General features: G+C 70.8%; 23 protein-coding genes. 10 read left to right on the top strand and 13 right to left on the bottom strand.

Translation table 11 applies throughout. The features are described from left to right. Positions 1 to 28 precede the first annotated feature (28 nt). Positions 29 to 2335 carry a transglycosylase domain-containing protein gene (locus tag ACZ7GZ_RS26650; RefSeq protein ID WP_471027900.1) on the bottom strand — a complete coding sequence of 769 codons (2307 nt, stop codon included), beginning with the start codon at positions 2333 to 2335 and terminating at the stop codon, positions 29 to 31. A gap of 496 nt (positions 2336 to 2831) precedes the next feature. Here ACZ7GZ_RS26650 and wblA point away from each other — a divergent pair, with 496 nt between their 5' ends. Continuing rightward, a complete protein-coding gene (gene wblA, locus ACZ7GZ_RS26645; protein ID WP_067116510.1) occupies positions 2832 to 3170 on the top strand; it encodes a transcriptional regulator WblA in 339 nt (112 codons plus the stop codon). 441 nt (positions 3171 to 3611) lie between these two features. Here the strand turns inward: wblA and bagB are convergent, their stop codons facing one another. Together bagB and bagA are read right to left on the bottom strand one after the other, a co-directional pair. After that, a complete protein-coding gene (bagB, locus tag ACZ7GZ_RS26640; protein WP_471027899.1) occupies positions 3612 to 4970 on the bottom strand; it encodes an ATPase BagB in 1359 nt (452 codons plus the stop codon). Beyond that, the gene (gene bagA, locus ACZ7GZ_RS26635; RefSeq protein ID WP_471027898.1) at positions 4967 to 5944 is read right to left on the bottom strand and encodes an ATPase BagA; all 978 of its coding nucleotides are present in this window, start codon (positions 5942 to 5944) and stop codon (positions 4967 to 4969) included. Before bagA ends, bagB begins: the two co-directional genes overlap by 4 nt. 152 nt (positions 5945 to 6096) lie before the next feature. Here bagA and ACZ7GZ_RS26630 point away from each other — a divergent pair, with 152 nt between their 5' ends. The 4 genes from ACZ7GZ_RS26630 (at position 6097) to ACZ7GZ_RS26615 (ending at position 8507) form a co-directional block, all read left to right on the top strand. After that, entirely contained in the window at positions 6097 to 6258 is a 162-nt protein-coding gene (locus ACZ7GZ_RS26630; RefSeq protein WP_003975360.1) for a DUF4177 domain-containing protein, read from the top strand. Further along, positions 6255 to 6719 (top strand): RidA family protein, encoded by a 465-nt coding sequence (locus ACZ7GZ_RS26625; protein WP_351243904.1) that lies wholly within the window; start codon positions 6255 to 6257, stop codon positions 6717 to 6719. Before ACZ7GZ_RS26630 ends, ACZ7GZ_RS26625 begins: the two co-directional genes overlap by 4 nt. Before the next feature lie 67 nt (positions 6720 to 6786). Beyond that, a complete protein-coding gene (locus tag ACZ7GZ_RS26620; protein WP_471027896.1) occupies positions 6787 to 7680 on the top strand; it encodes an NUDIX hydrolase in 894 nt (297 codons plus the stop codon). After that, positions 7677 to 8507: an MBL fold metallo-hydrolase gene (locus ACZ7GZ_RS26615; RefSeq protein ID WP_471027895.1), complete on the top strand. Its 831-nt coding sequence runs from the start codon at positions 7677 to 7679 to the stop codon at positions 8505 to 8507. Before ACZ7GZ_RS26620 ends, ACZ7GZ_RS26615 begins: the two co-directional genes overlap by 4 nt. Here the strand turns inward: ACZ7GZ_RS26615 and ACZ7GZ_RS26610 are convergent. Both ACZ7GZ_RS26610 and ACZ7GZ_RS26605 read right to left on the bottom strand, forming a co-directional pair. Continuing rightward, on the bottom strand, positions 8504 to 8671 hold the full coding sequence (locus tag ACZ7GZ_RS26610) for a hypothetical protein (protein ID WP_471027894.1): 168 nt from the start codon (positions 8669 to 8671) through the stop codon (positions 8504 to 8506). The genes ACZ7GZ_RS26615 and ACZ7GZ_RS26610 overlap by 4 nt on opposite strands. Positions 8672 to 8961: 290 nt before the next feature. Then, entirely contained in the window at positions 8962 to 9636 is a 675-nt protein-coding gene (locus tag ACZ7GZ_RS26605; RefSeq protein ID WP_023547771.1) for a Crp/Fnr family transcriptional regulator, read from the bottom strand. 276 nt (positions 9637 to 9912) lie between these two features. Here ACZ7GZ_RS26605 and nth point away from each other — a divergent pair, with 276 nt between their 5' ends. From nth to ACZ7GZ_RS26590, 3 genes are all read left to right on the top strand, one after another. Further along, on the top strand, positions 9913 to 10869 hold the full coding sequence (nth, locus tag ACZ7GZ_RS26600) for an endonuclease III (protein ID WP_471027893.1): 957 nt from the start codon (positions 9913 to 9915) through the stop codon (positions 10867 to 10869). 53 nt (positions 10870 to 10922) lie between these two features. Beyond that, positions 10923 to 11648 (top strand): NUDIX hydrolase, encoded by a 726-nt coding sequence (locus ACZ7GZ_RS26595; protein ID WP_471027892.1) that lies wholly within the window; start codon positions 10923 to 10925, stop codon positions 11646 to 11648. Between the two features lie 95 nt (positions 11649 to 11743). After that, complete coding sequence (locus ACZ7GZ_RS26590; protein ID WP_471027891.1) at positions 11744 to 12943, top strand: MarP family serine protease; 1200 nt, start codon at positions 11744 to 11746, stop codon at positions 12941 to 12943. Between the two features lie 28 nt (positions 12944 to 12971). Here the strand turns inward: ACZ7GZ_RS26590 and ACZ7GZ_RS26585 are convergent, their stop codons facing one another. From ACZ7GZ_RS26585 to ACZ7GZ_RS26560, 6 genes are all read right to left on the bottom strand, one after another. Continuing rightward, a complete protein-coding gene (locus ACZ7GZ_RS26585) occupies positions 12972 to 13151 on the bottom strand; it encodes a hypothetical protein (RefSeq protein WP_351243917.1) in 180 nt (59 codons plus the stop codon). Between the two features lie 191 nt (positions 13152 to 13342). Then, the gene (locus tag ACZ7GZ_RS26580; RefSeq protein ID WP_471027890.1) at positions 13343 to 14275 is read right to left on the bottom strand and encodes an alpha/beta fold hydrolase; all 933 of its coding nucleotides are present in this window, start codon (positions 14273 to 14275) and stop codon (positions 13343 to 13345) included. After that, on the bottom strand, positions 14272 to 14760 hold the full coding sequence (locus ACZ7GZ_RS26575) for a phage holin family protein (RefSeq protein WP_471027889.1): 489 nt from the start codon (positions 14758 to 14760) through the stop codon (positions 14272 to 14274). The genes ACZ7GZ_RS26580 and ACZ7GZ_RS26575 overlap by 4 nt, the downstream gene beginning before the upstream one ends. A gap of 126 nt (positions 14761 to 14886) precedes the next feature. After that, positions 14887 to 16329, bottom strand: coding sequence for a Na+/H+ antiporter NhaA (nhaA, locus tag ACZ7GZ_RS26570; RefSeq protein ID WP_471027888.1), 1443 nt, complete (start codon positions 16327 to 16329; stop codon positions 14887 to 14889). A 179-nt stretch (positions 16330 to 16508) separates the two neighbouring features. Then, positions 16509 to 18464: an acetate--CoA ligase gene (acs, locus tag ACZ7GZ_RS26565; RefSeq protein WP_471027887.1), complete on the bottom strand. Its 1956-nt coding sequence runs from the start codon at positions 18462 to 18464 to the stop codon at positions 16509 to 16511. Between the two features lie 129 nt (positions 18465 to 18593). Continuing rightward, positions 18594 to 20981, bottom strand: a complete 2388-nt coding sequence (locus ACZ7GZ_RS26560) for a SulP family inorganic anion transporter (protein ID WP_471027886.1) — start codon at positions 20979 to 20981, stop codon at positions 18594 to 18596. 281 nt (positions 20982 to 21262) lie between these two features. Here ACZ7GZ_RS26560 and ACZ7GZ_RS26555 point away from each other — a divergent pair, with 281 nt between their 5' ends. Next, positions 21263 to 22531: a polysaccharide deacetylase family protein gene (locus tag ACZ7GZ_RS26555; RefSeq protein ID WP_471027885.1), complete on the top strand. Its 1269-nt coding sequence runs from the start codon at positions 21263 to 21265 to the stop codon at positions 22529 to 22531. A 3-nt stretch (positions 22532 to 22534) separates the two neighbouring features. Here ACZ7GZ_RS26555 and ACZ7GZ_RS26550 read toward each other — a convergent pair whose 3' ends face one another. Beyond that, complete coding sequence (locus tag ACZ7GZ_RS26550) at positions 22535 to 23515, bottom strand: ATP-binding protein (protein WP_471027883.1); 981 nt, start codon at positions 23513 to 23515, stop codon at positions 22535 to 22537. A 101-nt stretch (positions 23516 to 23616) separates the two neighbouring features. Here ACZ7GZ_RS26550 and ACZ7GZ_RS26545 point away from each other — a divergent pair, with 101 nt between their 5' ends. Continuing rightward, entirely contained in the window at positions 23617 to 24441 is an 825-nt protein-coding gene (locus ACZ7GZ_RS26545) for a Fic family protein (RefSeq protein ID WP_471027882.1), read from the top strand. A 429-nt stretch (positions 24442 to 24870) separates the two neighbouring features. Here ACZ7GZ_RS26545 and ACZ7GZ_RS26540 read toward each other — a convergent pair whose 3' ends face one another. Further along, positions 24871 to 25701, bottom strand: a complete 831-nt coding sequence (locus ACZ7GZ_RS26540; RefSeq protein ID WP_471027979.1) for an HAD family hydrolase — start codon at positions 25699 to 25701, stop codon at positions 24871 to 24873. Positions 25702 to 25738 lie beyond the last annotated feature (37 nt).

Here is a 25738-nt window from a genome sequence, read left to right as displayed (position 1 = left end):
GAGTGCGGCCCCGTACGTGTGTGTGGCCTCAGCCCCGTCGGCCGCCGTTCCCGTTGCCGCCGTTGCCCTGCCCCTGGATGAAGTTGCCCGGGAGAGAGAAGGTCGGCGTCGGGACGGTGCCGCCGATGGTGTCACCCGTTCCGCCGTCCGTCGTTCCGCCGTCCGTCAGACCGCCGATCAGTCCGCCGATCCCGCCCGTGCTGTCCCCGTGCTTGCCGCCGTGCTTCTTCCCGTGGCCTTTTCCCTGGTCGTCCCCGGGGTTGTCGTCGGGGATGTCGATCAGGTGGAACTCCTCGGCCGGCTTGCCCTCCAGCGCGCCGGTCATCATGTCGCGCCAGATCGGGCCGGGCACCTCACCGCCGAACACCTTGTCGTGCGGTACACCGCCGATGGTGATGTTGATCATCTTCCGCTTGTGCTGCGGGTCGCCGACCCAGACCGCGCCGGCCATGTTCGGGGTGTAGCCGACGAACCAGGCCGCGAAGCGCTCGTCCGTCGTACCGGTCTTGCCCGCGCTCGGGCGGTCACCGAGGCCGGCCTCCTGACCCGTACCGTCCTCGACCACGCCCTTGAGGAGCGTGCTGACGGTGTCCGCGGTCTTCTCCGACATCGCGCGCGAGCAGGTCGACTTCGGCACCGGGAGGGACTTCACCCGGCTGCCGATCTTCTGCGTGATCGACTCGATGGCAACCGGCGTGCAGTAGGTACCGCGCGAGGCGAAGGTGGCGTACGCGCTGGCCATCGTCAGCGGTGACATCTCCTGCGTGCCGAGCGCGATGGACGGAGCCTGGTCGATCTTGCGGCCGTCCGCGCGCTCCACACCCATCTTCTTGGCCATGTCGATGACCGGGCAGATGCCGATGTCGCTGATCAGCTGCACGTAGTAGGTGTTGACCGACTTGGCGGTCGCTTCCTTCATGCCGTACGGGCCGTGCTCCGACTCGTTCTCGTTCGCCAGCTTGGCGGGCTTGCGCGGGTCGTTGCGCCAGATCCTGCCGTTGCACGCCTGGACGGAGCTCGGGTAGGGCATCTCGTACGGTGACGAGTACTCCTGCGTCGGGGGCTTGCCGCCCTCGATCGCGGCCGCCGCGACGATCGGCTTGAACGTCGAACCGGGCTGGTACCCGGCGCCGCCACCCATGTCCGAGTTGACGGAGAGGTTGATCTGCGTCTCGTTCTTGCCGAAGCCGTAGGGGCGGGACTGGCCCATGGCGAGGATCTTGCCGGTGCCCGGTTCGACGATGGTCGCGGCCGTCGCCACCTCGTCGGACTTGTAGACGTGGTCCTTGACGGACGCCTGCGCGGAGTCCTGCGCCTGTGGGTCGAGCGTCGTACGGATCGTCAGACCGCCCTGGTTCCACAGCTTCGCCCGGGCCTCCTTGGACTTGCCGAAGACCGGGTCGTTCAGGACGGCGTCGCGTACGTAGTCGCAGAAGAAGCCGGCGCCGCGGACCGCGGTGATGCAGCCGTTCTTGGGCCGGCTGGGGTGCAGTCCGAGCGGCTTCTCCTTGGCCTGGTCGGCCTCCTTCTGGGAGATGTCGCCGAGCTCCGCCATCCGCTGGAGCACGACGTTGCGCCGCTTGGTGGCCTCGGCGTCGTCGTTGACCGGGTCGTAGCGGCTCGGGGACTGTACGACGCCGGCCAGCAGCGCCGATTCCTGGAGGTTCAGGTCCTTGGCGTGCTTGGAGAAGTAGCGCTGGGCGGCGGCCTCGACGCCGTAGGCCTGCTCGCCGAAGAAGGTGATGTTCAGGTAGTTCTCGAGGATCCCCTTCTTGCCGAGCTTCTCCTCGGTCTGGATCGCGTACTTCAGCTCGCGGATCTTGCGGCCGAGCGTCTGCTGGGTGGCCTCGGCGACCTTCGTCGGGTCGTCGCCGGCCTCCTCGATGAAGTAGTTCTTCACCAGCTGCTGGGTGAGCGTGGAGGCGCCCTGCGCGACACCGCCGCTCTGCGCGTTCTTGTTCAGGGCGCGCAGCACGCCCTTCAGGTCGATCGCGCCGTGCTTGTAGAAGCGGGAGTCCTCGATCGCGACGATCGCCTTCTGCATGTATGGCGAGATGTCCTTGAGTTCCACCACCGTGCGGTCACGGGAGTAGACGCTCGCGATCGGCTTGCCCTGGTTGTCCAGGATGGTCGTGCGCTGACTGAGCTGGGGGCTCTTCAGGTTGGCCGGGATCTCGTCGAAGCTCTTGACCGAGCCCTTGGCCGCGAGGCCCAGCGCGCCGGCCGCGGGCAGCGCGATGCCCGCCATCACGGCTCCGGCGAGCACACTGACACCGAGGAACTTGGCGGCCTGCTGCGTTGGCGACAGACCACCGCCCGAGCGCTTCTTTGGCATGGGGGCAGCCTAATCCGTACTCATGAGCGTTCCGAGGGAGCGGCTCTCCCTCGGGATGTTCGGGTGCCGGATCGTGACGGCAGCGCAACCTGACCTGCCTACGTTTCCATTTCCCGGACATGCGCGCAGGCCTTGGCCTAAGCTGCTCTCAACTGTCACAGCAGTGCGGCCACGTATCAATACGTCCGGCGACCCCGAATCGTTCCGGAGGTACCCCGATTTTTCGAGGGGGGCGTGTCCGAATCCGCCTCGTGTGTCACCTGGCGCCCGATGTGACGCACCACAGAAGTCCCGGTTTGCCGGGATGATCACGCATGTCACCAGCTCACTCCCGCGGGTGATCTGCCGCTTACCCATAGTCCGTTCGGGCCATTCAAGATTGGGCCCGAAGGGGGTGTTGCGCTGTGCCCACCTTCCGTAACGTCCTCAACTGGCGGCGGTGAATATGCCGCTGCCGCCGTGGGGGAGCCTCGATTCGGGAGAGGACGGCGCCGGTATGGGCTGGGTAACCGACTGGAGTGCGCAGGCTGCCTGCCGCACTACCGATCCGGATGAACTGTTCGTTCAGGGAGCAGCGCAGAACAGGGCCAAGGCGGTGTGCACCGGATGCCCGGTACGCACCGAATGCCTGGCCGACGCGCTGGACAACCGCGTCGAGTTCGGCGTGTGGGGAGGCATGACGGAGCGGGAGCGCCGCGCACTGCTGCGCCGCCGGCCCACCGTGACCTCCTGGCGCAGGCTGCTGGAGACGGCCCGCTCGGAGTACGAGCGCGGCGCGGGCATCGTGCCCCTCGACAGCGACGAGGTGTACGAGAACTACGCGGCGGTGAGCTGAGGGCGTTCCCTCCGGCACATTCCCGGGGCATACGTCCAGGGTCGCCGAGTGGGTACACGCCCGGGGCTCGGGAAGCGACGGGGGCCCGGGAAACGCCGATCCGGCCTGCGCCGGGGGAAGCCACGATCGGCCTCGCGGCCCGGCCTGCGGAGACGGCCCGGGGCGAGCGCGGGCTCCGGTGCCCGTGGACGACCCTTGCGGTATCCCCGCGTGTGCCGGCCATACCGAGCGCGTGTGTGCCACCCACGCGCGTCCGACGGCCATCGGCGCACGTAGGACCGCTTGCCTGCACGCACATGACGGCCACCCACGCGCCTGCGACCGCTCGGGTGCGTACGTGCGACCGCCCGCGCGCATACGACGGTCACCTGCGCGCCTGCGACCGCTCGCCACACGAGGTGCCGCGCACGCGCACCTGCTGGTCACCCGCCCAGTGCCGCGCTACGGCAGCTCCGTGTGCACTGCCGTGCCCGCCGCCAGCCGGGCGCCGATGTCGCGCAGGCCCACGAGGTCGTGGACGTCGCCGGGCAGCGCGGCTACTTCGACCACCGCCACCTCGGGGTGACGGGCGGTGAAACGGGCACGCGTGCGCTGCTCGCGCGAGAGCAGCTGCATGCGATCGGCGTGCAGTCGCAGCAGTCCCGCGGTGAGCCGGTCGACGGGGCGCTCCTCGTCGGCGGGGGAGCCTTCTTCGGAAGCGGGGGCGTCGGTTGCTGCCTCGGATGCGGGAGATCGCGAACTGCCGTATGGGTCGGGAGAGTTACGAAGTCCAGCTTTCCCGGCCCCCTGATCCACAATGCGGGGGTCCTCAAGATTTTCGGCGGCGGCGAGCGCCCGCTCGGCCGACAGCCGGCCGGCGCCGCTGCCATGGACCCGGTTCAGCACCAGACCCACCAGCGGCATCTTCTCCGCGGCCAGCCGCTCCACGAAGTACGCCGCCTCGCGTAGCGCGTCCCGCTCCGGGGCCGCGACCACCAGGAACGCCGTGCCGGGGGCCTGGAGGAGCTTGTACGTGGCGTCCGCGCGCGTACGGAACCCGCCGAAGGTGGTGTCCATCGCGGCCACGAACGTCTGGACGTCCTTCAGCAGCTGGCCGCCCAGCAGCTTGCCGAGGGTGCCGGTCATCATCGACATACCGACGTTGAGAAAGGCCATCCCCGCGCGTCCGCCGAGCTTGGCGGGGGCCGTCAGCAGACGGATCAGCCGGCCGTCCAGGAAGGAGCCCAGCCGCTTGGGCGCGTCCAGGAAGTCCAGCGCGGAGCGGGACGGCGGGGTGTCGACCACGATCAGGTCCCACTCGTCCTTCGCGCGCAGCTGGCCCAGCTTCTCCATCGCCATGTACTCCTGCGTGCCCGCGAAGCCCGCCGAGAGCGACTGGTAGAAGGGGTTCGCCAGGATCGCCGCCGCCCGCTCGGAATCCGCGTGCGCCTCCACCACCTCGTCGAAGGTGCGCTTCATGTCGAGCATCATGGCGTGCAGCTCACCGTCGCCCTCGGTGCCCTTCACCCGGCGCGGGACGTTGTCGAGGGAGTCGATGCCCATCGACTGGGCCAGCCGCCTGGCCGGGTCGATGGTCAGCACGACCACCTTGCGGCCCCGCTCGGCCGCGCGGAGGCCGAGGGCCGCCGCGGTCGTCGTCTTGCCGACCCCGCCCGAGCCGCAGCACACCACGATCCGGGTCTTCGGGTCGTCCAGCAGCGGATCGATGTCGAGGGCGCGCGCGGGGGAGAGACCGTGGACCCTGTCCCGCCCCTCGACCGTCACCGCTGTCCCGGGTGCTTCGGCCGGGTCCGGACTCATGACAACCCCTGCTTCCGCAGCTCGATGGCGAGTTCGTACAGGCCCGCCAGGTCCATGCCCTCGGCGAACAGCGGCAGTTCGCCCAGCGGCAGGCCCAGCTCGCCGAGGACCGCGCGCTGCTCCTGCTCCAGCGCGTACCGCTCGGCGTACTCCGCTGCCTGCTCCAGCAGCGGGTCCACCAGTTTCTCCGCGTTCCCGCCGCGCCGGGCCCCGCCCAGCCCGGCCGCCGACAACGCCTGTGCGACAGAGGAACGCTCCACGGTCCGTACGAGTTCCAGATCGGCCGCGTCCAACACCTCCGGCCGGACCATGTTCACGATGACCCGGCCCACCGGCAGCCGCGCGGCGCGGAGTTCGGCGATGCCGTCGGCGGTCTCCTGGACCGGCATCTCCTCCAGCAGCGTCACCAGGTGCACCGCCGTCTCCGGCGACTTCAGCACCCGCATCACCGCCTGCGCCTGATTGTGTATGGGGCCGATCTTCGCCAGGCCCGCCACCTCGTCGTTGACGTTCAGGAAGCGGGTGATGCGGCCGGTCGGCGGGGCGTCCATGACGACGTAGTCGTACGTGAACCGGCCGCTCCTGTCCTTGCGGCGCACCGCCTCGCACGCCTTGCCGGTCAGCAGGACGTCCCTGATGCCCGGCGCGACGGTGGTGGCGAAGTCGATCGCGCCGAGCTTCTTCAGGGCCCGGCCCGCGCCCCCGAGTTTGTAGAACATCTGGAGGTAGTCCAGAAGGGCCAGTTCGGGGTCTATGGCGAGGGCGTACACCTCGCCGCCTCCCGGAGCGACCGCGATCTTCCGCTCCTCATACGGCAACGCCTCCGTCTCGAAGAGCTGGGCGATGCCCTGCCGGCCCTCGACCTCCACGAGAAGCGTCCGCTTCCCCTCGGTCGCGAGGGCCAGCGCCAGTGCGGCGGCGACCGTCGTCTTTCCGGTCCCGCCCTTGCCGCTGACGACCTGGAGCCTGCTCACGTCTTCGAGCCTAACCAGTCCGGCCGAGACTCACGCGGGAGGCTGTGGATAACGCTGGTCACAGCCCGCTGCCCGACCTGTGGACAACGACGGACGCAGCCGGCCGTGGTCGGCCGCCGTCCCCACCGGTCGCAGCGGCTACAGTCGGCCCCATGACCAAGTGGGAATACGCAACCGTGCCGCTGCTCGTCCATGCCACGAAGCAGATTCTGGACACCTGGGGCGAGGACGGCTGGGAGCTCGTCCAGGTCGTGCCCGGGCCCAACAACCCCGAGCAGCTCGTGGCCTACCTGAAGCGGGAGAAGCAGGCATGAGCGCGGTCGAGGCCAGGCTGGCCGAACTGGGGCTGACCCTGCCGGAGGTCGTACCGCCGCTGGCCGCGTACCAGCCGGCCGTGCAGTCCGGCGTGTACGTGTACACCGCCGGCCAGCTGCCGATGGTCGAGGGCAAGCTGCCGGTCACCGGCAAGGTGGGCGCCGAGGTCACGCCGGAGGAGGCCAAGGACCTGGCCCGCACGTGCGCCTTGAACGCGCTGGCCGCGGTGAAGTCCGTCACCGGCGACCTGGACCGCATCGCGCGCGTGGTGAAGGTCGTCGGCTTCGTCGCCTCCGCCGCCGACTTCACCGGGCAGCCCGGTGTCGTCAACGGCGCCAGCGAGCTGCTCGGCGAGGTCCTCGGCGACAAGGGCGTGCACGCCCGCAGCGCGGTCGGCGTCGCGGTGCTGCCGCTGGACGCGCCGGTCGAGGTCGAGATCCAGGTGGAACTCGCCCCGTAACGCCGAGGTGCACCGCTGACCTCGGGCACCTCTCGAACATTCGCCCTACACGGGATAGCCTCCGGCCATGGCGAACGGTCAGTGGTACCCCCAGGAGTGGCCGGACCGTATCCGCGCGCTCGCGGACGGCGCGCTCACCCCGGTGTCCCCCAGACGCGCGGCCACGGTGCTGCTCCTGAAGGACACCGAGTCCGGTCCGGTCGTCCACATGCTGCGCAGACGCGCCTCCATGGCCTTCGCCGGAGGCGCGTACGCGTATCCCGGAGGCGGGGTCGACCCGCGCGACGACGACCGTCTGGTGCGCTGGGCGGGCCCCACGCGCGCGTGGTGGGCGGACCGGCTCGGCGTCGACGAGCCGGGCGCCCAGGCGATCGTCTGCGCGGCCGTACGGGAGACGTACGAGGAGGCGGGCGTCCTGCTCGCCGGGCCCGACGCGGAGTCGGTCGTCGGCGACACCACCGGCGACGACTGGGAGGCCGACCGCGCCGCCCTGGTCGCGCGTGAGCTGTCCTTCGCCGAGTTCCTGGAACGGCGCGGCCTGGTGCTGCGCTCGGACCTGCTGGGCGCCTGGACCCGCTGGATCACCCCGGAGTTCGAGACCCGCCGCTACGACACCTGGTTCTTCGTGGCCGCCCTGCCCGAGGGCCAGCGCACCCGGAACGCCTCCACGGAGGCCGACCGCACGGTGTGGATCCGCCCCGCTCAGGCCGCCGCCGGCTACGACGGCGGTGAGCTGCTGATGATGCCGCCCACCATCGCCACCCTGCGCCAGCTGCTGCCGTACACGAGGGCCGCCGACGTACTGGCGGCGGCCCCCGCGCGCGATCTGACGCCGGTGATGGCGCGCGCCCGCCTGAGGGACGGCGAGATCGTCCTGTCCTGGCCGGGGCACGAGGAGTTCACCAAGCACGTCCCGACGGATCCGACGACCGCCGAGACGACGGGTGGAGGCCCGGTATGACCGACGCAAGCGCCCTGCCGGGCCAGCCCCGCGGCCAGGTGCTCTCCGGCCCCGCCACCGAACGGGCCGTCAACGTCCTCGCGCCCAACGCCTCCGCGATGACCCTGGACGGCACCAACACCTGGATCGTCGCCGAGCCCGACTCCGATCTCGCCGTGGTGATCGACCCGGGCCCACTGCACGACGGTCACCTGAGCGCCGTCGTCGACACCGCCGAGAAGGCCGGCAGGCGCATAGCCCTGACCCTGCTCACCCACGGCCACCCCGACCACGCGGAGGGCGCCGCCCGCTTCGCGGAACTGACCGGCACGCGCGTGCGTGCCCTCGATCCGGCGCTGCGCCTGGGCGACGAGGGCCTGGCGGCCGGCGACGTGATCGCCGTCGGCGGCCTGGAGCTCAGGGTCGTACCGACCCCCGGGCACACCGCGGACTCGCTGTGCTTCCATCTCCCGGCCGACCGGGCCGTGCTGACCGGTGACACCATCCTCGGGCGCGGTACGACGGTCGTGGCGCACCCCGACGGCCGTCTCGGCGACTATCTGGACTCCCTGCGCCGTCTGCGGTCCCTGACGGTGGACGACGGCGTGCACACCGTCCTGCCGGGCCACGGGCCGGTCCTGGAGGACGCCCAGGGCGCCGTGGAGTTCTACCTCGCCCACCGCGCCCACCGGCTCGCCCAGGTGGAGACGGCGGTCGAGGACGGCTACCGCACCGCGGCCCAGGTCGTCGCCCACGTGTACGCCGACGTGGACCGCTCACTGTGGCCGGCGGCGGAGCTGTCGGTACGGGCCCAGCTGGACTACCTGAGCGAGCACGGGCTGATCTAGCCGGCGAGCGCCCTCTCGGCGGCGTCGAGGATGTTGCCGAAGGTGCGCGTGATCACCGGGCGGGCCAGCAGCCGGGTGAGCGGGGCGCCCAGCAGCGGCAGGGGGATCTCCGCCCGGGTGGTCCACCGGACCAGGGTGCCGCCGTCCGTCTCGGTGAACGTCATGCGGCCGAGCTCGTGCCGGGACGGCGTCCAGCAGCTGGTCGCGCGCCGCGGCCACGACCGGGTGGACGGCGGGCGGCACGCGCGCGAGGGAGCCTTCGCGCGCGATGAGGCCCTGGTCGTCGAGTCCAGGCCGACGGATCGTTTCAGCCATGGGGCAACCGTGTCGTGCGCAGCCGCCGCCGGCAGCTGGTTTCCGAGCGCCGGGCAGCGGGATTCGGCCCGTCCGGCGTGGGGACGAGGCCGTACGGGCCCGAAGCGGGGGTCTGGGGGCAGGGCAGCCCCCAGAAACCTCAGCGGGACCTCTTGGCCAGCCTCTCCACGTCCAGGAGGATCACCGCCCGCGCCTCCAGGCGGAGCCACCCGCGCTGGGCGAAGTCCGCCAGCGCCTTGTTCACCGTCTCGCGCGAGGCGCCGACCAGCTGGGCCAGCTCCTCCTGCGTGAGGTCGTGGACGACGTGGATGCCCTCCTCGGACTGCACGCCGAAGCGGCGCGAGAGGTCCAGCAGGGCGCGCGCCACGCGGCCGGGGACGTCGGAGAAGACCAGGTCGGACATGGCGTCGTTGGTCTTGCGCAGGCGGCGGGCTACGGCGCGCAGCAGGGCGCCGGCCACCTCGGGGCGGGCGTTCAGCCAGGGCTGGAGGTCGCCGTGGCCGAGACCGAGCAGCTTGACCTCGGTCAGCGCGGTCGCGGTCGCCGTGCGCGGGCCCGGGTCGAAGAGCGACAGCTCGCCGATCAGCTCGCTGGGGCCGACGACGGCGAGCATGTTCTCGCGGCCGTCGGGGGAGGTGCGGTGCAGCTTGACCTTGCCCTCGGTGACGACGTACAGCCGGTCGCCGGGGTCGCCCTCGTGGAACAGGGAGTCGCCGCGTGCGAGGGTCACCTCACTCATGGAGGCGCGAAGCTCCGCGGCCTGCTCGTCGTCGAGAGCCGCGAAGAGCGGGTTGCGCCGCAGAACGTCGTCCACTGAGTTCTCTCCTTGTCGACCCGCTCAGGGGATCTTGCTCCCCCGAGTGCCAGGGGACCGTGTTCCCCATTTTGCCGGACGGTCCAAACAGTGTGATCTGTCACAAGGATGCCGCACACGTGTCCTGGGGTAAGCGTCAGGGGTCCAATCGGGGTCCGATCAACCGGGTCCGGGGCGGATGTCGGTGCCGGGCTCTAGGCTGGCCGGGTGTCCAAATCGCCGGTGAGAGCACAGGACAAGGGGGTTGAGCGGGTGGTTGTACGTCGCGATTCCGCTGTGGGCGAACAGGGCTCGGACGGTGGTGAGAAAACCAGAAAAACGGCTAAGAAGGCCGCCTCCGCGAAGAAGGCTGCCTCCGCGAAGAGGGTCACCGCCGCGAAGAAGGTCGTGGCGACCGGCAAGGCCGTGACGGTGAAGAAGGCGGCGCCCGCCAAGAAGGTCGCCGTGCAGCCGCCGAGGGACGAGTCCCGCACCGCGCTGGTCCGCCGCGCCCGCCGCATCAACCGCGAGCTGGCCGAGGTGTACCCCTACGCCCATCCCGAGCTGGACTTCGAGAACCCCTTCCAGCTCCTGGTCGCCACCGTGCTGTCGGCCCAGACCACCGACCTGCGCGTCAACCAGACGACCCCGGCCCTCTTCGCGAAGTACCCGGCCCCCGAGGACCTGGCCGCCGCCAACCCGGAGGAGGTCGAGGAGATCCTGCGCCCCTGCGGGTTCTTCCGGGCCAAGACCAAGTCGGTGATGGGGCTGTCCAAGGCACTGGTCGAGGACTTCGGCGGCGAGGTCCCGGGCAGGCTGGAGGACCTGGTCAAGCTGCCCGGCGTCGGCCGCAAGACCGCCTTCGTCGTGCTCGGCAACGCCTTCGGCCGGCCCGGGATCACCGTGGACACCCACTTCCAGCGGCTGGTGCAGCGCTGGCAGTGGACCGCGGAGACCGACCCGGACAAGATCGAGGCCGCCGTCGGCGCGCTGTTCCCGAAGAGCGACTGGACCGACCTCTCGCACCACGTGATCTGGCACGGCCGCCGTATCTGCCATGCCCGTAAGCCCGCCTGCGGAGCCTGCCCGATCGCCCCGCTCTGCCCGGCCTACGGCGAGGGCGAGACCGACCCGGAGAAGGCGAAGAAGCTCCTGAAGTACGAAAAGGGCGGCTTCCCCGGCCAGCGGCTCAAGCCCCCGCAGGCCTACCTCGACGCGGGCGGCAAGCCGGCCCCGCCGCTGGGGGCCGCGTGACGGAACGATCCCGGGGCCCTCGGGCGTTGGACAGGCAGAGCGAGGGGGCGGCGATGGCGAGGGCCAGTGAGACGCGGGGCGGCCCGGTGGCGCGCGGTACGGCCGCGCGCGGCCCGGTGACGCTCAGCAAGGAGGGGCTGCCGGAGTGGCTGGCGCCGGTGGTGCGGGCTGCCGAGACGGTCGAGCCGCTCCAGCTGAGCCGCTTCCTGCCGCCGGAGAACGGCTCGGGCCGCAAGTCGGCCGTGCTGATCCTGTTCGGCGAGGGCGAGCGCGGCCCGGAGCTGCTGCTGATGGAGCGCGCCGGCTCGCTGCGCTCGCACGCCGGGCAGCCGTCCTTCCCGGGCGGCGCGCTCGACCCCGAGGACGGCGACCCGCACACCGACGGCCCGCTCCGGGCCGCGCTGCGCGAGGCCGAGGAGGAGACCGGCCTGGACCCGTCCGGCGTCCAGCTCTTCGGCGTGCTGCCCGCGCTGTACATCCCGGTCAGCGGCTTCGTCGTCACGCCCGTGCTCGGCTGGTGGCGCAAGCCCAGCCCGGTCGGCGTCGTGGATCCGAACGAGACCGCGCGGGTCTTCACGGTCCCCGTGGCGGATCTCACGGACCCCGCCAACCGCGCCACCACCGTCCACCCCAGCGGCCACCGCGGTCCGGCATTCCTGGTCGAATCGGCCCTGGTGTGGGGTTTCACGGCCGGAGTGATCGACCGTCTGCTTCACTTCGCTGGCTGGGAGCGCCCCTGGCACCGGGAGAGACAGGTCCCGCTCGACTGGCACTCATGACAGGGTGTCGTCCGTGCTGTGTCATTCCGGGGGCCGACCCCCGGACCCCCGGCCGGGCCGCGGGGAGCGGAGTGGAGTAGGCGAGGCCTGAAGCAGTGAACGTGCTGGACATCCTGTTGCTGGTCGCGGCTGTGTGGTTCGCGGTCGTCGGCTACCGCCAGGGCTTCGTCGTCGGCATCCTGTCGGTGATCGGGTTCCTGGGCGGCGGCCTCGTCGCCGTCTACGCCCTGCCCGTGCTGTGGGACGCCGTGACCGACAACGCGGATGTCGGCACCACCGCCGCCGTGGTCGCCGTGGTCGTCGTCATCGTCTGCGCCTCCGTCGGCCAGGCCCTGACCACCCACCTCGGCAACAAGCTGCGCCGGTACATCACCTGGTCCCCGGCCCGCGCCCTGGACGCCACCGGCGGCGCCCTGGTCAACGTCGTCGCCATGCTGCTGGTGGCCTGGCTGATCGGGTCAGCCCTGGCCGGCACCACGCTGCCGACGCTCGGCAAGGAGGTGCGCGGCTCCAAGGTGCTCCTCGGCGTCTCCCGGGCGTTGCCCGCCCAGGCCGACACCTGGTTCGCGGACTTCTCCTCCGTCCTGGCGCAGAACGGCTTCCCGCAGGTCTTCAGCCCCTTCGCGAACGAGCCGATCAAGGACGTGGAGCCGCCCGACCCGGCCCTCGCGAACAGCCCGGTGGCCCTGCGCGCCCAGCACTCCATCGTGAAGGTGACCGGCACCGCCCAGAGCTGCGGCAAGGTCCTGGAGGGGACCGGCTTCGTCTTCGCCGACCGCCGGGTCATGACCAACGCGCATGTCGTCGGCGGCGTCGACGCGCCCACCGTGCAGATAGGCGGTGAGGGCCGCAAGTACGACGCCAAGGTCGTCCTGTACGACTGGAAGCGCGACATCGCCGTGCTCGACGTACCGGACCTGAGGACGCACGCCCTGCGGTTCTCCGCGCAGGACGCGTCCGGCGGCGACGGCGCGATCGTCGCGGGCTTCCCGGAGAACGGCTCGTACGACGTGCGCGCCGCGCGCGTGCGCGGGCGCATCACCGCCAACGGTCCGGACATCTACCACCGCGGCACCGTCCGCCGGGACGTGTACTCGCTGTACACGATCGTCCGTCAGGGCAACTCGGGCGGCCCGCTGCTCACCCCGGACGGCCGGGTGTACGGCGTGGTGTTCGCCAAGTCCCTCGACGACGCCGAGACGGGCTACGCCCTCACGGCGGACGAGATCCGGCCCGACATCGCGCGGGGAAGTACGGCGAACGAGCAGGTCGGCACGGACAGCTGCGCCCTGTGACGCTCCGCGGGAGAGGCAGCCGCGCGGGTCACCCGCGCGGGTGACGCAGACGCACGGAAACCCAGCGGGCGCGGCGGCGCAGGATGTGTGGGATCCCCACGCGGAGGTCTCCTTCGGCGAGTTGCGGGTTGCCTCGCTGAGGCGTGCTCAGACCGGCGGCCGAGCGGCGGTTGCGGGGTGCGTCACTGTAGTCGTGCGTCCAGCCCATACCCCGACGTGTGCCCCTGCCCGAAGGTCGATAACCGCCTGAGCGCCGCCCAATTGGCCTATGCGGCAGGCATGTGGCCGTTCGGGGGACAAGTGTTCACGATCCGGATACTCATCGCATCGAGCCCGTCACCGTACGGTCACAAACGAACCCCGACCGCACGGCGCTCGCCTGCCCGGCACCGCCGGGTGTCACCGGTCCGGCTCGGGATCCTTCAGCCAGTTGACCAGTTCGGTGGAGAACGCCACGGGGTCCTCCTCGTGCGGGAAGTGGCCGAGGCCGTCGAACAGGCGCCAGCGGTACGGCGCTTCGACGTACTCGCCCGAACCGGCCGCGCTGCGCGTGCGCGTCACCGGGTCCAGGGAGCCGTGCAGATGCAGTGTGGGCACCCGCACCGGCCGCTTCATCCGGCGGTTGAACTGGATGCCGTCCGGGCGGGCCAGCGAGCGCACCAGCCAGCGGTACGGCTCGATCGCGCAGTGCGCGGTCGACGGGATGCACATGGCCCGCTGGTAGGTCTCCACCGCCTCGTCCTCCGGCGGCCGGGGCCCGGACCAGTCCCGGATCAGCCGGCCCACCAGCGCCCCGCCGTCCGCGGTGAGTTGACGCTCCGGGATCCACGGCCGCTGGAAGCCCCAGATGTAGGAGTTGGCGGCCGTCTGCCGGGCGTCGCGCAGCATCGCCGCGCGCCAGCGCCGCGGATGCGGCATCGAGACGACCGCGAGCCGTCGTACGAGCTTGGGCCGCATCGCCGCCGCCGTCCACGCCAGATAGCCGCCCAGGTCGTGGCCGACCAGTGCCGCGTCCGGCTCGCCGAGCGAGCGGATCACGCCGGTGACGTCGAGCGCGAGGTTGGCGGGGTCGTACCCGCGGGGCGTGCGGTCGCTGCCGCCGACGCCCCGCAGGTCCATCGCCACCGCCCGGTAGCCCGCGTCCGCGAGCGCCACCAGCTGGTGCCGCCAGGTCCACCAGAACTGCGGGAAGCCGTGCAGCAGCAGCACCAGGGGGCCGTCGCCGAGTTCGGCGATGTGGAAGCGCGCGCCGTTGGCGGCGACGTCCCGGTGCGTCACCTTGTTCCCATGGGGAAGGTCGATCCGTACGGCCGAGGGGGCGGGGTCCGTCATGACGACGAGCGTCCCACAGCCTCGATGGCCGCGGGGGCCCGGTCCTCGGTCAGCTCCGCGCGCGGATGCGGCTTGGCGTTCTGCAGGACGCCCGCCGTCTCCTTCATGGAGGCGGCCACCTTCTGCGGGCCCCGGTCCTTCTTGGCCTTCTTCGCGAACACCGTGCCGATCAGCGCGAGGAGCCCGGCGACCAGCACGTTGGCCGCGAAGGACAGCAGGAAGCAGACCGCCAGGTTCCAGCCGCTCCAGGTCCGGATGCCGTAGGCGAGCGCGAAGTTGAGCATCGGCAGGGAGAACACCAGCACGGCGCCCGCCATCGAGAAGGCGCCGCCGCTCATCGCGCCCTTCTTCACGTCACGCTTCAGCTGGGCCTTGGCCAGGGCGATCTCGTCGTGCACCAGCGCCGACAATTCGGTCGTCGCCGAGGCGAACAGCTGGCCGATGCTGCGTTCGGCGCCGACCGGGCTGCCGTCGGGTGCGCTCATCGCGTTCTCCCTCAGAGTTCTCTCGTGCCGCAGGCGTTCGGTCGGGCACGGCCGCCCCGCCGGCGCGGCCGTCCTGTCCGGCCGTCCCGCATCTGTGGCCGTCTTGTTTTGTACCGTCTCGTCAGATCATGCCGGACGGTCGTGCTCCTCGCCTGCCCCGCCCGGTACTTCCGCAAGCCCGTGGCGCGCCGCAGCCGCCCGCTCGGCGGCGATCCGCCGGTGTTCGGCGGCCTTGCGCTCGTGGATCTCGGCCATGCGCAGGTGATAAGCCGGGTCGTCCTGCTCGTAGACGTCCGGGATGCCGTCGAGGTCCTCGTCGCGCTCCTCTTCCTCGCACAGCCTGCGGTACTTGGCGTTGCGTATCTTCAGCAGCACCGTCGCACACAGCGCCGCGATCAGCGATCCGGTGAGGACGGCCGCCTTGACCTCGTCGGTGAGGACGGCGTCGCCGGCGAAGGCGAGTTCGCCGATGAGCAGGGAGACGGTGAAGCCGATGCCGGCGAGGGAGGCCACCGCGAAGACGTCGGCCCAGGCGAGGTCCTCGCTGAGGGAGGCGCGGGTGAAGCGGACGGTGAGCCACGTGCCGCCGAAGATGCCGAGTGCCTTGCCGAGGACGAGTCCGAGTACCACGCCGAGCGTCTCCGGCTTGGTGAACACGTCCCCGAGCGCCCCGCCGGAGACCGTGACCCCGGCGCTGAACAGCGCGAACAGTGGCACGGCGAGCCCCGCGGACAGGGGCCGCGCCAGGTGCTCGATGTGCTCGCCCGGCGAGTGCTGCTCACCCTCCCGGCGGGTGCAGCGCAGCATCAGGCCCATCGCCACGCCGGCGATGGTGGCGTGCACGCCGCTGTTGTACATCAGCGCCCAGATCACCACGGCCAGCGGCACATACACGTACCAGCCGCGCACGCCCTTGCGCAGCAGCATCCAGAAGACCACCAGCCCGGCGGTGGCCCCGCCGAGCGCGGCGAAGTCCAGCCGGTCGGTGAAGAAGACCGCGATGATCAGGATCGCGAAGAGGTCGTCGACGACCGCGAGGGTGAGCAGGAAGGCGCGCAGTGAGCTGGGCAGTGAGGTGCCGATGACCGCGAGGACGGCGAGCGCGAAGGCGATGTCGGTGGCGGTGGGTACCGCCCAGCCCTGCGGGGAGCCGTGCCCGGCGAGGTTGGTGAGGGCGTAGACGAGCGCCGGTACGGCCATGCCGCACAGTGCGGCCACCACGGGCAGGACGGCTGCCCTGGCATCGCGCAGGTCTCCGGCGACCAGCTCGCGCTTCAGCTCGATGCCGGCGACGAAGAAGAACACCGCGAGGAGGCCGTCGGCGGCCCAGTGGGCCACGGACAGGTGCAGGCCGAGCGCGCCGGGGCCGAGGTGGAAGTGGCTGACCGACTCGTAGCTGTGGCGGATCGCCGGGATGTTCGCCCATAGCAGCGCCGCCACGGAGGCGAGGAGCAGCAGGACACCGCCGACCGTCTCGGTGCGCAGCGCGTCCGCGACGAAGGCACGCTCGGGCAGGGACAGACGTCCCAGGACCTTGCGGGGGGTTTTCCGGGTACGGGGCGCGGCCACGGCGGGGACCTCCGGGTCGGTACGGCGATGATCACGCCGTCGCGCGGAATCGCCGACAGCGCCGCCGACCAGACTTCCCGGCACACCCTGAGATCGCCATTTTACTCGATTTTGACGCCAGAGGTTAGTGAGGTGAACGAAACGGGGTGCCCGGTGCTGCCACCGGGCACCCCTTCCGCCTAGTCCTCGCTGGGCGCCGCAGGCAACTTGGCCTGGATGAGATCCATGACCGTGCTGTCCGTCAGGGTGGTCACATCCCCCAGCTGACGGTTCTCGGCCACATCCCGCAGCAGCCGCCGCATGATCTTCCCGGAACGGGTCTTCGGCAGCTCCGACACAGGCAGGATCCGCTTGGGCTTGGCGATCGGGCCGAGCGTGGCGCCCACGTGGTCGCGCAGCTCGCCGACGAGCGTCTCGGTCTCCGCGGCCGTACCGCGCAGGATCACGAACGCGACGATCGCCTGGCCGGTGGTCTCGTCGGCGGCACCGACGACGGCCGCCTCGGCGACCGACGGGTGCGAGACGAGCGCCGACTCCACCTCCGTGGTGGAGATGTTGTGCCCGGACACGAGCATCACGTCGTCCACCCGGCCCAGCAGCCAGATGTCGCCGTCGTCGTCCTTCTTCGCGCCGTCACCGGCGAAGTACCTGCCCTCGAACCGGGACCAGTAGGTGTCCAGGAACCGCTGGTCGTCGCCCCAGATGGTGCGCAGCATCGACGGCCACGGCTCGGTCAGCACCAGGTAGCCACCGCCGCCGTCGGGCACCTCGTTCGCCTCGTCGTCGACGACGGTCGCGCTGATGCCGGGCAGCGGGGTCTGCGCGGAGCCGGGCTTGGCGTCGGTGACACCGGGCAGCGGCGAGATCATCATCGCGCCGGTCTCGGTCTGCCACCAGGTGTCCACGACGGGCGTCCGGTCGGCGCCGATGTTCTTGCGGTACCAGATCCAGGCCTCGGGGTTGATGGGCTCGCCCACCGAACCGAGGACGCGCAGGGAGGACAGGTCGAACTTGGCGGGGATGTCGTCGCCCCACTTCATGAACGTCCGGATCGCCGTCGGCGCGGTGTAGAGGATCGTGACCTTGTACTTCTGCACGATCTCCCAGAACCGGCCCTGGTGCGGGGTGTCCGGCGTGCCCTCGTACATGACCTGCGTGGCGCCGTTGGCCAGCGGGCCGTACACGATGTACGAGTGCCCGGTGACCCAGCCGACGTCGGCCGTGCACCAGTAGACGTCCGTCTCCGGCTTGAGGTCGAAGACCGCCCAGTGGGTGTACGCCGTCTGGGTGAGGTAGCCGCCGGAGGTGTGCAGGATGCCCTTCGGCTTACCGGTCGTGCCCGAGGTGTAGAGGATGAACAGCGGGTGTTCGGCCTCGAACGCCTCCGGGGTGTGCTCGGCGGACTGCCGGTCCACCAGCTCGTGCCACCAGACGTCCCGCTCGCCGTCCCAGGCCACGTCCTGCCCGGTGCGGCGCACCACGAGCACGTGCTCGACGTTGTCGACCTTCCCGATCGCCTCGTCCACGGCGGGCTTGAGCGCGGACGGCTTGCCGCGCCGGTAGCCGCCGTCGGAGGTGATGACGACCTTGGCGTCCGCGTCCTGGATCCGGGTCGCGAGCGCGTCCGCCGAGAAGCCGCCGAAGACCACCGAGTGCGCGGCGCCGATCCGGGCCGAGGCCAGCATCGCGATCGCCGTCTCCGGGATCATCGGCATGTAGATGGCGACCCGGTCGCCCTTGCGGACACCCAGCTCCAGCAGGGCGTTGGCCGCCTTGGAGACCTCGTCCTTCAGCTCGGCGTAGGTGATCGAGCGGCTGTCGCCGGGCTCACCCTCGAAGTGGATGGCGACCCGGTCCCCGTGCCCTGCCTCCACGTGGCGGTCCACGCAGTTGTACGCGACGTTCAGCTCCCCGTCCTTGAACCACTTCGCGAACGGCGGGTTCGACCAGTCCAGTGTCTCGGTAGGTTCTTTGGCCCAGGCCAGTCGGCGGGCCTGCTCGGCCCAGAAGCCGAGCCTGTCAGCCTTGGCCTGTGCATACGCCTCCGCGGTGACGTTGGCATGCGCGGCCAGGTCGGCGGGTGGCGCGAACCTGCGTTCTTCCTTGAGCAGGTTGGCCAGGCTCTCGTTGCTCACGACATCTCCCTTTCGAAGGGTGTCCGTTGTGTCCCAGGCCACAGCTCATCAGACGCGGGGGTCCGGTGACAAGGGTCGTCGGCAAAATTGGTTTAGACCTGTTGGGGCCGTGCCGGAAGTGCCGTGTTCTCACGCGGGACTCTGTGCCTCTTCTGCGGGCACCCCTTCCGCGACACTTCCCGTGACGTCCTCGAACACGTCGCCCTCTTCGGTCCGCGCGAGCAGATACGCCTGGGCCTCTCCCACGTGGAAGTACATCCCGTGCAGCTCCAACTCGCCCCTGGCCAGCGCCCGGGCCACCGTGCCGTGCGCCCGCAGGTGTTCCAGCTGCTGGACCACGTTGATCAGGCACAGCTGCTCCACCGCGTCCTCCGGCGCCCGCCCGGCGAGCCGGGGAAGGGCACGGCGGTCCCCGGCCATCCGCGCCAGACTCGGCCGCCCGTGCCCGAGCCAGCGCCGCAGCGAGGTGCCGGGGGTGCCCCCGCCTGCGCCGGTCGCGGTCGTCAGCGCCTGCATCGCTCCGCAGCCCGAGTGCCCGCACACGGTGATGGAGCGCACGCCGAGCACATCCACCGCGTACTCGACGGCGGCCGCCACCGAGTCGTCACCGTGCTCCGCGCCCGGCGGCGGCACCAGGTTGCCGACATTGCGGACGACGAACAGATCGCCGGGACCACTGGCGGTGATCATCGACGTGACGAGCCGGGAATCGGCGCAGGTGAGGAAGAGCTGCGCGGGTTGCTGGCCCTCCCGGGCGAGCCGCGCCAGCTCTTCCCGTACCAGCGGCGCGGTGTTGCGCTGGAACGAGCTGATCCCACGGGCCAGTTCCCGCCCCGCCTCCCGCCCCGCCTCCCGCCCCGCCTCCCGGACCGTCGGAGCGGCGACGGTTTCCGGGTAGCAGGACCGGTGATTGCGGAAGCAGGACCGGTGGTTGCGCCAGGGCGTCCAGGGTCGGCACCGGCACCCGGCCGAGGGAGCGGGCCCGGCGGTCCGGATTCCGCCGCGCCGGCCCGACAGCTCGGCCGTTCCGCCCCGCGCGGTGTGGGCGCCGCGCCAGTCCTGCAGTGACTCGTACGCCGCGTGGTCCATGAACGACCCGTCCAACTCCACGACGGCCTGGGCCCCTTGGGGTACGAGATGCAGGGCTCGGCTGAGCCGGGGCACCGCGAGAAACGTCAGCTGACCTCGGACACGTACGTGATGGACTCCTTCCTTCTCTTCGTGGGTGATGCGGGTGTGGGCGAGGCGTTTGAGGGCGACGGCGACCGCCACGGCGACCCCGAGGAGTACGCCCTGGAGGACCCCGAGGAGCACCACGCCGAGTGTGGTCGCGGCGTAGACCGGCACTTCTCGGTGGCGCGTCACCGTGCGGATGTGGTGCAGGGACACCATCTGGATACCGACGGCCATGACCAGGGCGGCGAGGGAGGCGAGCGGGATCTCCTCCAGGGCCGGGACCATCAGCAGCGCGGCGACTACTACGAGAACGCCGTGCAGCATCGTGGAGTTCCGGCTCACGGCACCTGAATTCACGTTCGCGGTGCTGCGCACGGCCACGCCGGCGACCGGCAGTCCGCCGAGCGCCCCGGAGACGATGTTGGCGGCGCCCTGGCCCAGCAGTTCCCGGTCCAGGTCGGACCGCCCGACCGGGGGGAGGGGGCCGGGGCGGCCCGCGACCAGCTTGTCGACGGCCACCGCGCCGAGCAGCGACTGCACGCTGCACACCAGGGTGGTGGTGAGCACGGCCGCGGCGAGGCCCAGTGCCGGGCCCTCGGGCAGTCCCGCCAGGGCGTGGCTGCGCCAGGACGGCAGGTCGACCCGGGGCAGGGCCAGCCCGGTCAGGGCCGCCGTGACGGTGGCCCCGGCGACGGCGACGAGGGCGGCCGGCACGCCCCGGAGCAGTCGGCCCGCGCGGCCGGGCAGGCGGGGCCAGGCCTGCAGCAGGGCGAGCGTCAGCGCGCTCATCGAGACGGCGCCCGGGTGTACGTGGGCCAACTGGGCGGGCAGTGCGCGCAGGTTGGCGATGACGGAGCTGTCCGGGCTGCCACCGAGGACGATGTGCAGCTGGGCGACGGCGATGGTGATGCCGATGCCGGCGAGCATGCCGTGCACCACGGCCGGACTGACCGCGAGCGCGCCGCGCGCCACCCGCAGACAGCCGAGACCGAGCTGGGCGAGCCCGGCGAGAACGGTGATGCCGCAGGTCGTCCGCCAGCCGTAGCGGTGGATCAAGTCGGCGGTGACCACGGTCAGTCCGGCGGCGGGGCCGCTGACCTGGAGCGGGCAGCCGCCGAGCCGGCCGGCGACGAGTCCGCCCACGGCGGCGGCGACGAGACCGGCCTGGAGCGGAGCGCCGGTGGCCAGGGCGATGCCGAGGGAAAGGGGCAGGGCGATCAGGAAGACCGCGATGGACGCGGACAGATCGGCGCCCGCCACGGGCAAGCGGCGCCGACGGCCCGGCGGCGGGCTGTGCGACGCGTGCGGGGGCGGGGTGTGCGGGGGTGCGCAGGCTGGCATGGTCCCGTCTCCTCCGGGGCGGCAGGGTCGCGGACTGGGCGGGATGGATCACGGTCGGTAAACGAATCGTAATGAAGAGTAAAGGCAAGGCATAACTTTCCGGGGCAAACGGGGTGAGAGATCACCCGCCGGAGTGGACTAATCATTTGATCGGCTTGTCGTACTAATTCCTTCTCACTTCCGTGCGACCTTGACGGCGCTGCCGTGCGCATGCCCGGCACATCACCAGAAAACGGCCCTCGTCAGCGTTTGCCTGAGAGAAGGAAGAAGGTGGGCGGAACATGGCCGCCACCCAGAGGATCGCCGTCGGCGCCGTGGTCGCCGCCGCGGCCTGTGCCTCGTCGCTCGCCGGTTGCACGACCGGCTCCAACGGTTCGAAGGAAGGGGCGTCCGGCCCGCAGAAGGGGGCGGCGGCCCCCGGGAGCGTGCTCCGGCTGATCGGGGACGGATCCACCGCGTACACCGGCGCACAACCGCATCTGCCGAGACCCGAGCGCCTGAACTCGGGTCAGAAGCCGCCGCAGTTCGTCGTGTTCTCCTGGGACGGCGCGGGCGAGGACAGCCAGAAGCTGTTCTCGCACTTCCGTAAGGTCGCCAAGGAGAACCACGCGAACATGACGTTCTTCCTCAGCGGCGTGTACCTGCTGCCGGAGGACAAGCGTGACCTGTACAAGCCTCCCCAGCATGCGCCGGGAAGCTCCGACATCGGCTTCAACGACGAGAAGGGGATCGCCGACACCGTCGAGCAGGCACGGCTGGCCTGGCTGGAGGGCAACGAGATCGGCACGCACTTCAACGGCCACTTCTGCGGGCCCGACGGCGGAGTCGGCACCTGGTCGGTGGACGAGTGGAAGAGCGAGATCGCCCAGGCCAAGCAGTTCGTGAAGGCATGGAAGACCAACAGCGGCATGAACAAGTCGGCGTCGCTGCCCTTCGATTACGACAAGGAACTGATCGGTGCCCGCACCCCCTGTCTCGAAGGCCAGAAGAACTTCATGAAGGCGGCACGGCAGTTGGGCTTCCGCTATGACTCCAGCGGGGTCAACGACCAGGTCTGGCCCAAGAAGAAGGAGGGGCTGTGGGACGTGTCCATGCAGCTGGTGCCCTTCCCCGGGCACACCTATGAGCAGCTGACCATGGACTACAACTTCATGGTCAACCAGTCCGGCACCGAGACCCAGGGTGACCCGGACAAGTTCGACTACTGGGGCGACCAGATGCGCGACGGCCTCATCAAGGGCTTCTACCGGGCCTACGACGGCAACCGCGCGCCGCTGATCATCGGCAACCACTTCGAGTCCTGGAACGGCGGCACCTACATGCGCGCCGTCGAGGACACGGTCAAGGAGGTGTGCAACAAGCCCGACGTGCGCTGCGTGTCCTTCCACCAACTGGTCGACTGGCTGGACGCCCAGGATCCGAAGGTCCTGGAGAAGCTGCGCACCCTGAAGGTGGGCGAGGCTCCCAGGCAGGGCTGGGCGTCCTTCCTCTCCGGCCGCCCGGCCCCGGCGCCGAAGGGCGTGCCCGGGGCACCGGCGGTCAAGCAGTAGGCACTAGGCGGGAGCCGCCACGCTCTCGCCGAGCACGAAGGCGGGGTCGACCTGCGCGGCCAGGTCGACCCCGGTGCGCTCGTTGCCCCACGCCTCGGCGTTCTTCAGGTGGAAGTGCACCATCTGGCGGGTGTAGCGCTCCCAGTCCCGCAGCTCGTACGTGGCGTCCGCGGTGGACCGCAGGGTGTGCAGGGCCCGGGCGTTGGCCTCCTCCAGGAGGTCGAACCGCGGAGGGCGGCCCTTCTCCATGGCGCGCACCCAGTCCGAGCGCCCGACTGTCACGAGCAGGTCGTCGCCGACCTCCGCGCGCAGGAAGTCGATGTCGTCCGGTTCCTGGATCTTGTTGCCGACGACCTTCAGGGCGACGCCGAAGTCGCGGGCGTACTCCTTGTACTGGCGGTAGACGGAGACCCCCTTCCGGGTCGGCTCGGCGACGAGGAACGTCATGTCGAAGCGGGTGAACATGCCGGAGGCGAAGGAGTCCGAACCCGCCGTCATGTCGACCACGACGTACTCGTCGGGGCCGTCGACGAGATGGTTCAGGAACAGCTCCACCGCTCCCGTCTTGGAGTGGTAGCAGGCGACCCCCAGGTCGGCGTCCGTGAAGGGGCCGGTGACCATCAAACGGACGGCGCCGCCGTCGAGTTCCACCGGGCGCGCACAGGCGTCGTACACCGCGTTCGGCTCCCGCACCCGGACCAGCCGCGAGCCCTCGCCGGGCGGAGTCGTCTTGATCATCGTGGCGGCGGAGGGGATCCGCGGGTTGGTGCCGCGCAGATAGTCCTTGATCAGCGGCAGTCGTTCGCCCAGCGCGGGCAGGGCGGCGGCCTCCCTCTCGTCGAGGCCGAGCGCGGGTCCGAGGTGCTGGTTGATGTCGGCGTCGATGGCGACCACCGGGGCGCCGGCGGCCACGAGGTGGCGGATGAAGAGGGAGGAAAGCGTGGTCTTGCCACTGCCGCCCTTCCCGACGAAAGCAATTTTCATGTTCACCAACAGTAGTCAGGTGATAGCTGTATGTGGCAGACGCGAGTGAAGAAGACCACTCCTTCGAGGGGTGGGCCGACGGGGTGCGTAGGGTCGTACTCATGAGTACGACAGGCGCGAACGCCGACCCGCTCGCGGCCCTGGGCTCGCTGCCCGGTGTGGCCGACTCCGTGGAGTCCGTGCGCAAGGCCGTGGACCGGGTCTACGGGCACCGGATCATGCGGCGCCGCAGCACCGCGATCACCTCCGAGGCGGCCCTGCGCGCCGCCCGCGGCTCCGCTGCGCTCTCCGGCGCCGACTGGGCCCTGGAGGAGGTGCGTCGCCGCACCGACTTCCGCGGCGACGCCGAGGCGCGGGTCATGGGCGCGGCCCTCAGGCTGTCGGCGGAGGCCGGACAGCTGCTGTCCGTCTGGCGGCAGTCGCCCCTGCGGGTGCTGGCCCGGCTGCACCTGGTGGCCGCGGCGAGCCAGGACGACGAGGTCGGCAGGCCGCGCCAGGCCGGTGAGACGGTGGACGAGCCGCTGATCGAGCTGCCGCTGCCGGACGCCCGGGAGGTCTCCGGCCGGCTGGAGGGGCTCGCGGACCTGATCATCGCGGGGACGTCCGCGCCCGCGCTGGTGACCGCCGCCGTGGTGCACGGCGAGCTGCTCGCGCTGCGGCCCTTCGCGTCCCACAACGGCCTGGTCGCGCGCGCGGCCGAGCGGATCGTCCTGATCGGCAGCGGCCTGGACCCGAAGGCGGTCTGCCCGGCCGAGGTCGGCCACGCCGAACTGGGCCGCGCGGCCTATCTGGCGGCGCTGGACGGCTATGTCTCCGGCACCCCGGAGGGCATGGCGGCCTGGATCGCGCACTGCGGCAGGGCGGTCGAGCTGGGGGCGCGCGAGTCGACGGCGGTGTGCGAGGCGCTGCAGCGCGGCGCGGCCTGAGCGGGTTCCCGAACCGCCGCTGACATGGGTTGCGGCGGTACGAGTGCTCGTACCGCCGCTGGCATGCTCACCGGGTTACCAAGCGTCCTCGATATGTACCCATCAGGTCGGGGACTTTGCCCGTCACCTGGTGCGGCTGGCCCGTAATCGACGGGTCGACGTCGCGTGGGTGCCCGATGTCCATGCGGGGTCCGTGGGGCCAAGTGCGTAGTGGTAGGGGATCCTCTCGGATGTCCTTTGGTCTCGCGGGCCTAAGGTCTTTGTACCGTGAGTCGGCGGGAAGCGGAACCCCTGCCTGCTGTTCTTTACTTTCACGTTCAAACGAGGGCGAAACGGGCACCGCTCGGGCGGTGGTCGGGATCGCGTGGTGCTTCGGATCGGGCGGTGCTTCGGCTTCGGCCGGGGGTCCGGCTTCGGTGGTGTTCCGGTTCAGGCGGTGTTCCGGCGCCGGCTGGCGTACCAGACGAGGCCCGCGGTCGCGGCCGCCGCTCCTACGGCCGCCGCCGCGACCAGTGCGGGGCGGGGCGGTACGGAGAACGTGGGCAGCCGCTTCTTGAGCGGGACCGGCCGGCGGAACTCCAGGACCGGCCACCCCCGCGCGACTGCCTCACGGCGCAGAGCGCGGTCCGGGTTCACCGCGTGCGGATGCCCGACCGCCCGGAGCATCGGCAGATCGGTCGCGGAGTCGCTGTAGGCGTAGCAACGGTCGAGGTCGTAGCCCTCGGACACGGCCAGTTCCCGGATCGCCTCGGCCTTGGTCGGGCCGTAGGCGTAGTACTCCACCTCCCCGGTGAAGCAGCCGTCCTCGCCGACGACCATGCGTGTCGCCACCACCCGGTCCGCGCCGAGCAGTTCGCCGACGGGCTCCACCACCTCGGCGCCCGAGGTCGACACGATCACCACGTCCCGTCCGGCCGTGTGGTGGTCCTCGATGAGGGAGGCGGCCTCGTCGTAGATGATCGGGTCGATGAGGTCGTGCAGGGTCTCGGCGACGATCTCTCGGACCTGCTGCACGTTCCAGCCGCGGCACATGGCGGACAGATACTCGCGCATGCGCTCCATCTGGTCGTGGTCCAGGCCGCCGGCCAGGAACACGAACTGGGCATATGCGGTGCGCAGCGCGGCCCTGCGGTTGATCAGCCCGCCTTGGTAGAAGGACTTGCTGAAGGTGAGCGTGCTCGACTTCGCAATGACCGTCTTGTCCAGGTCAAAGAAGGCCGCTGCGCGGGGCAAGGAGTGGTTTTCCACGCCCCTGAGCATAGGTGCAGCCATTCGGCGTAAGGTGGGCGCGTGGGTT

Source organism: Streptomyces sp. NPDC037288 (assembly GCF_055603265.1).
This window is presented reverse-complemented; position numbering and strand designations above follow the sequence as displayed.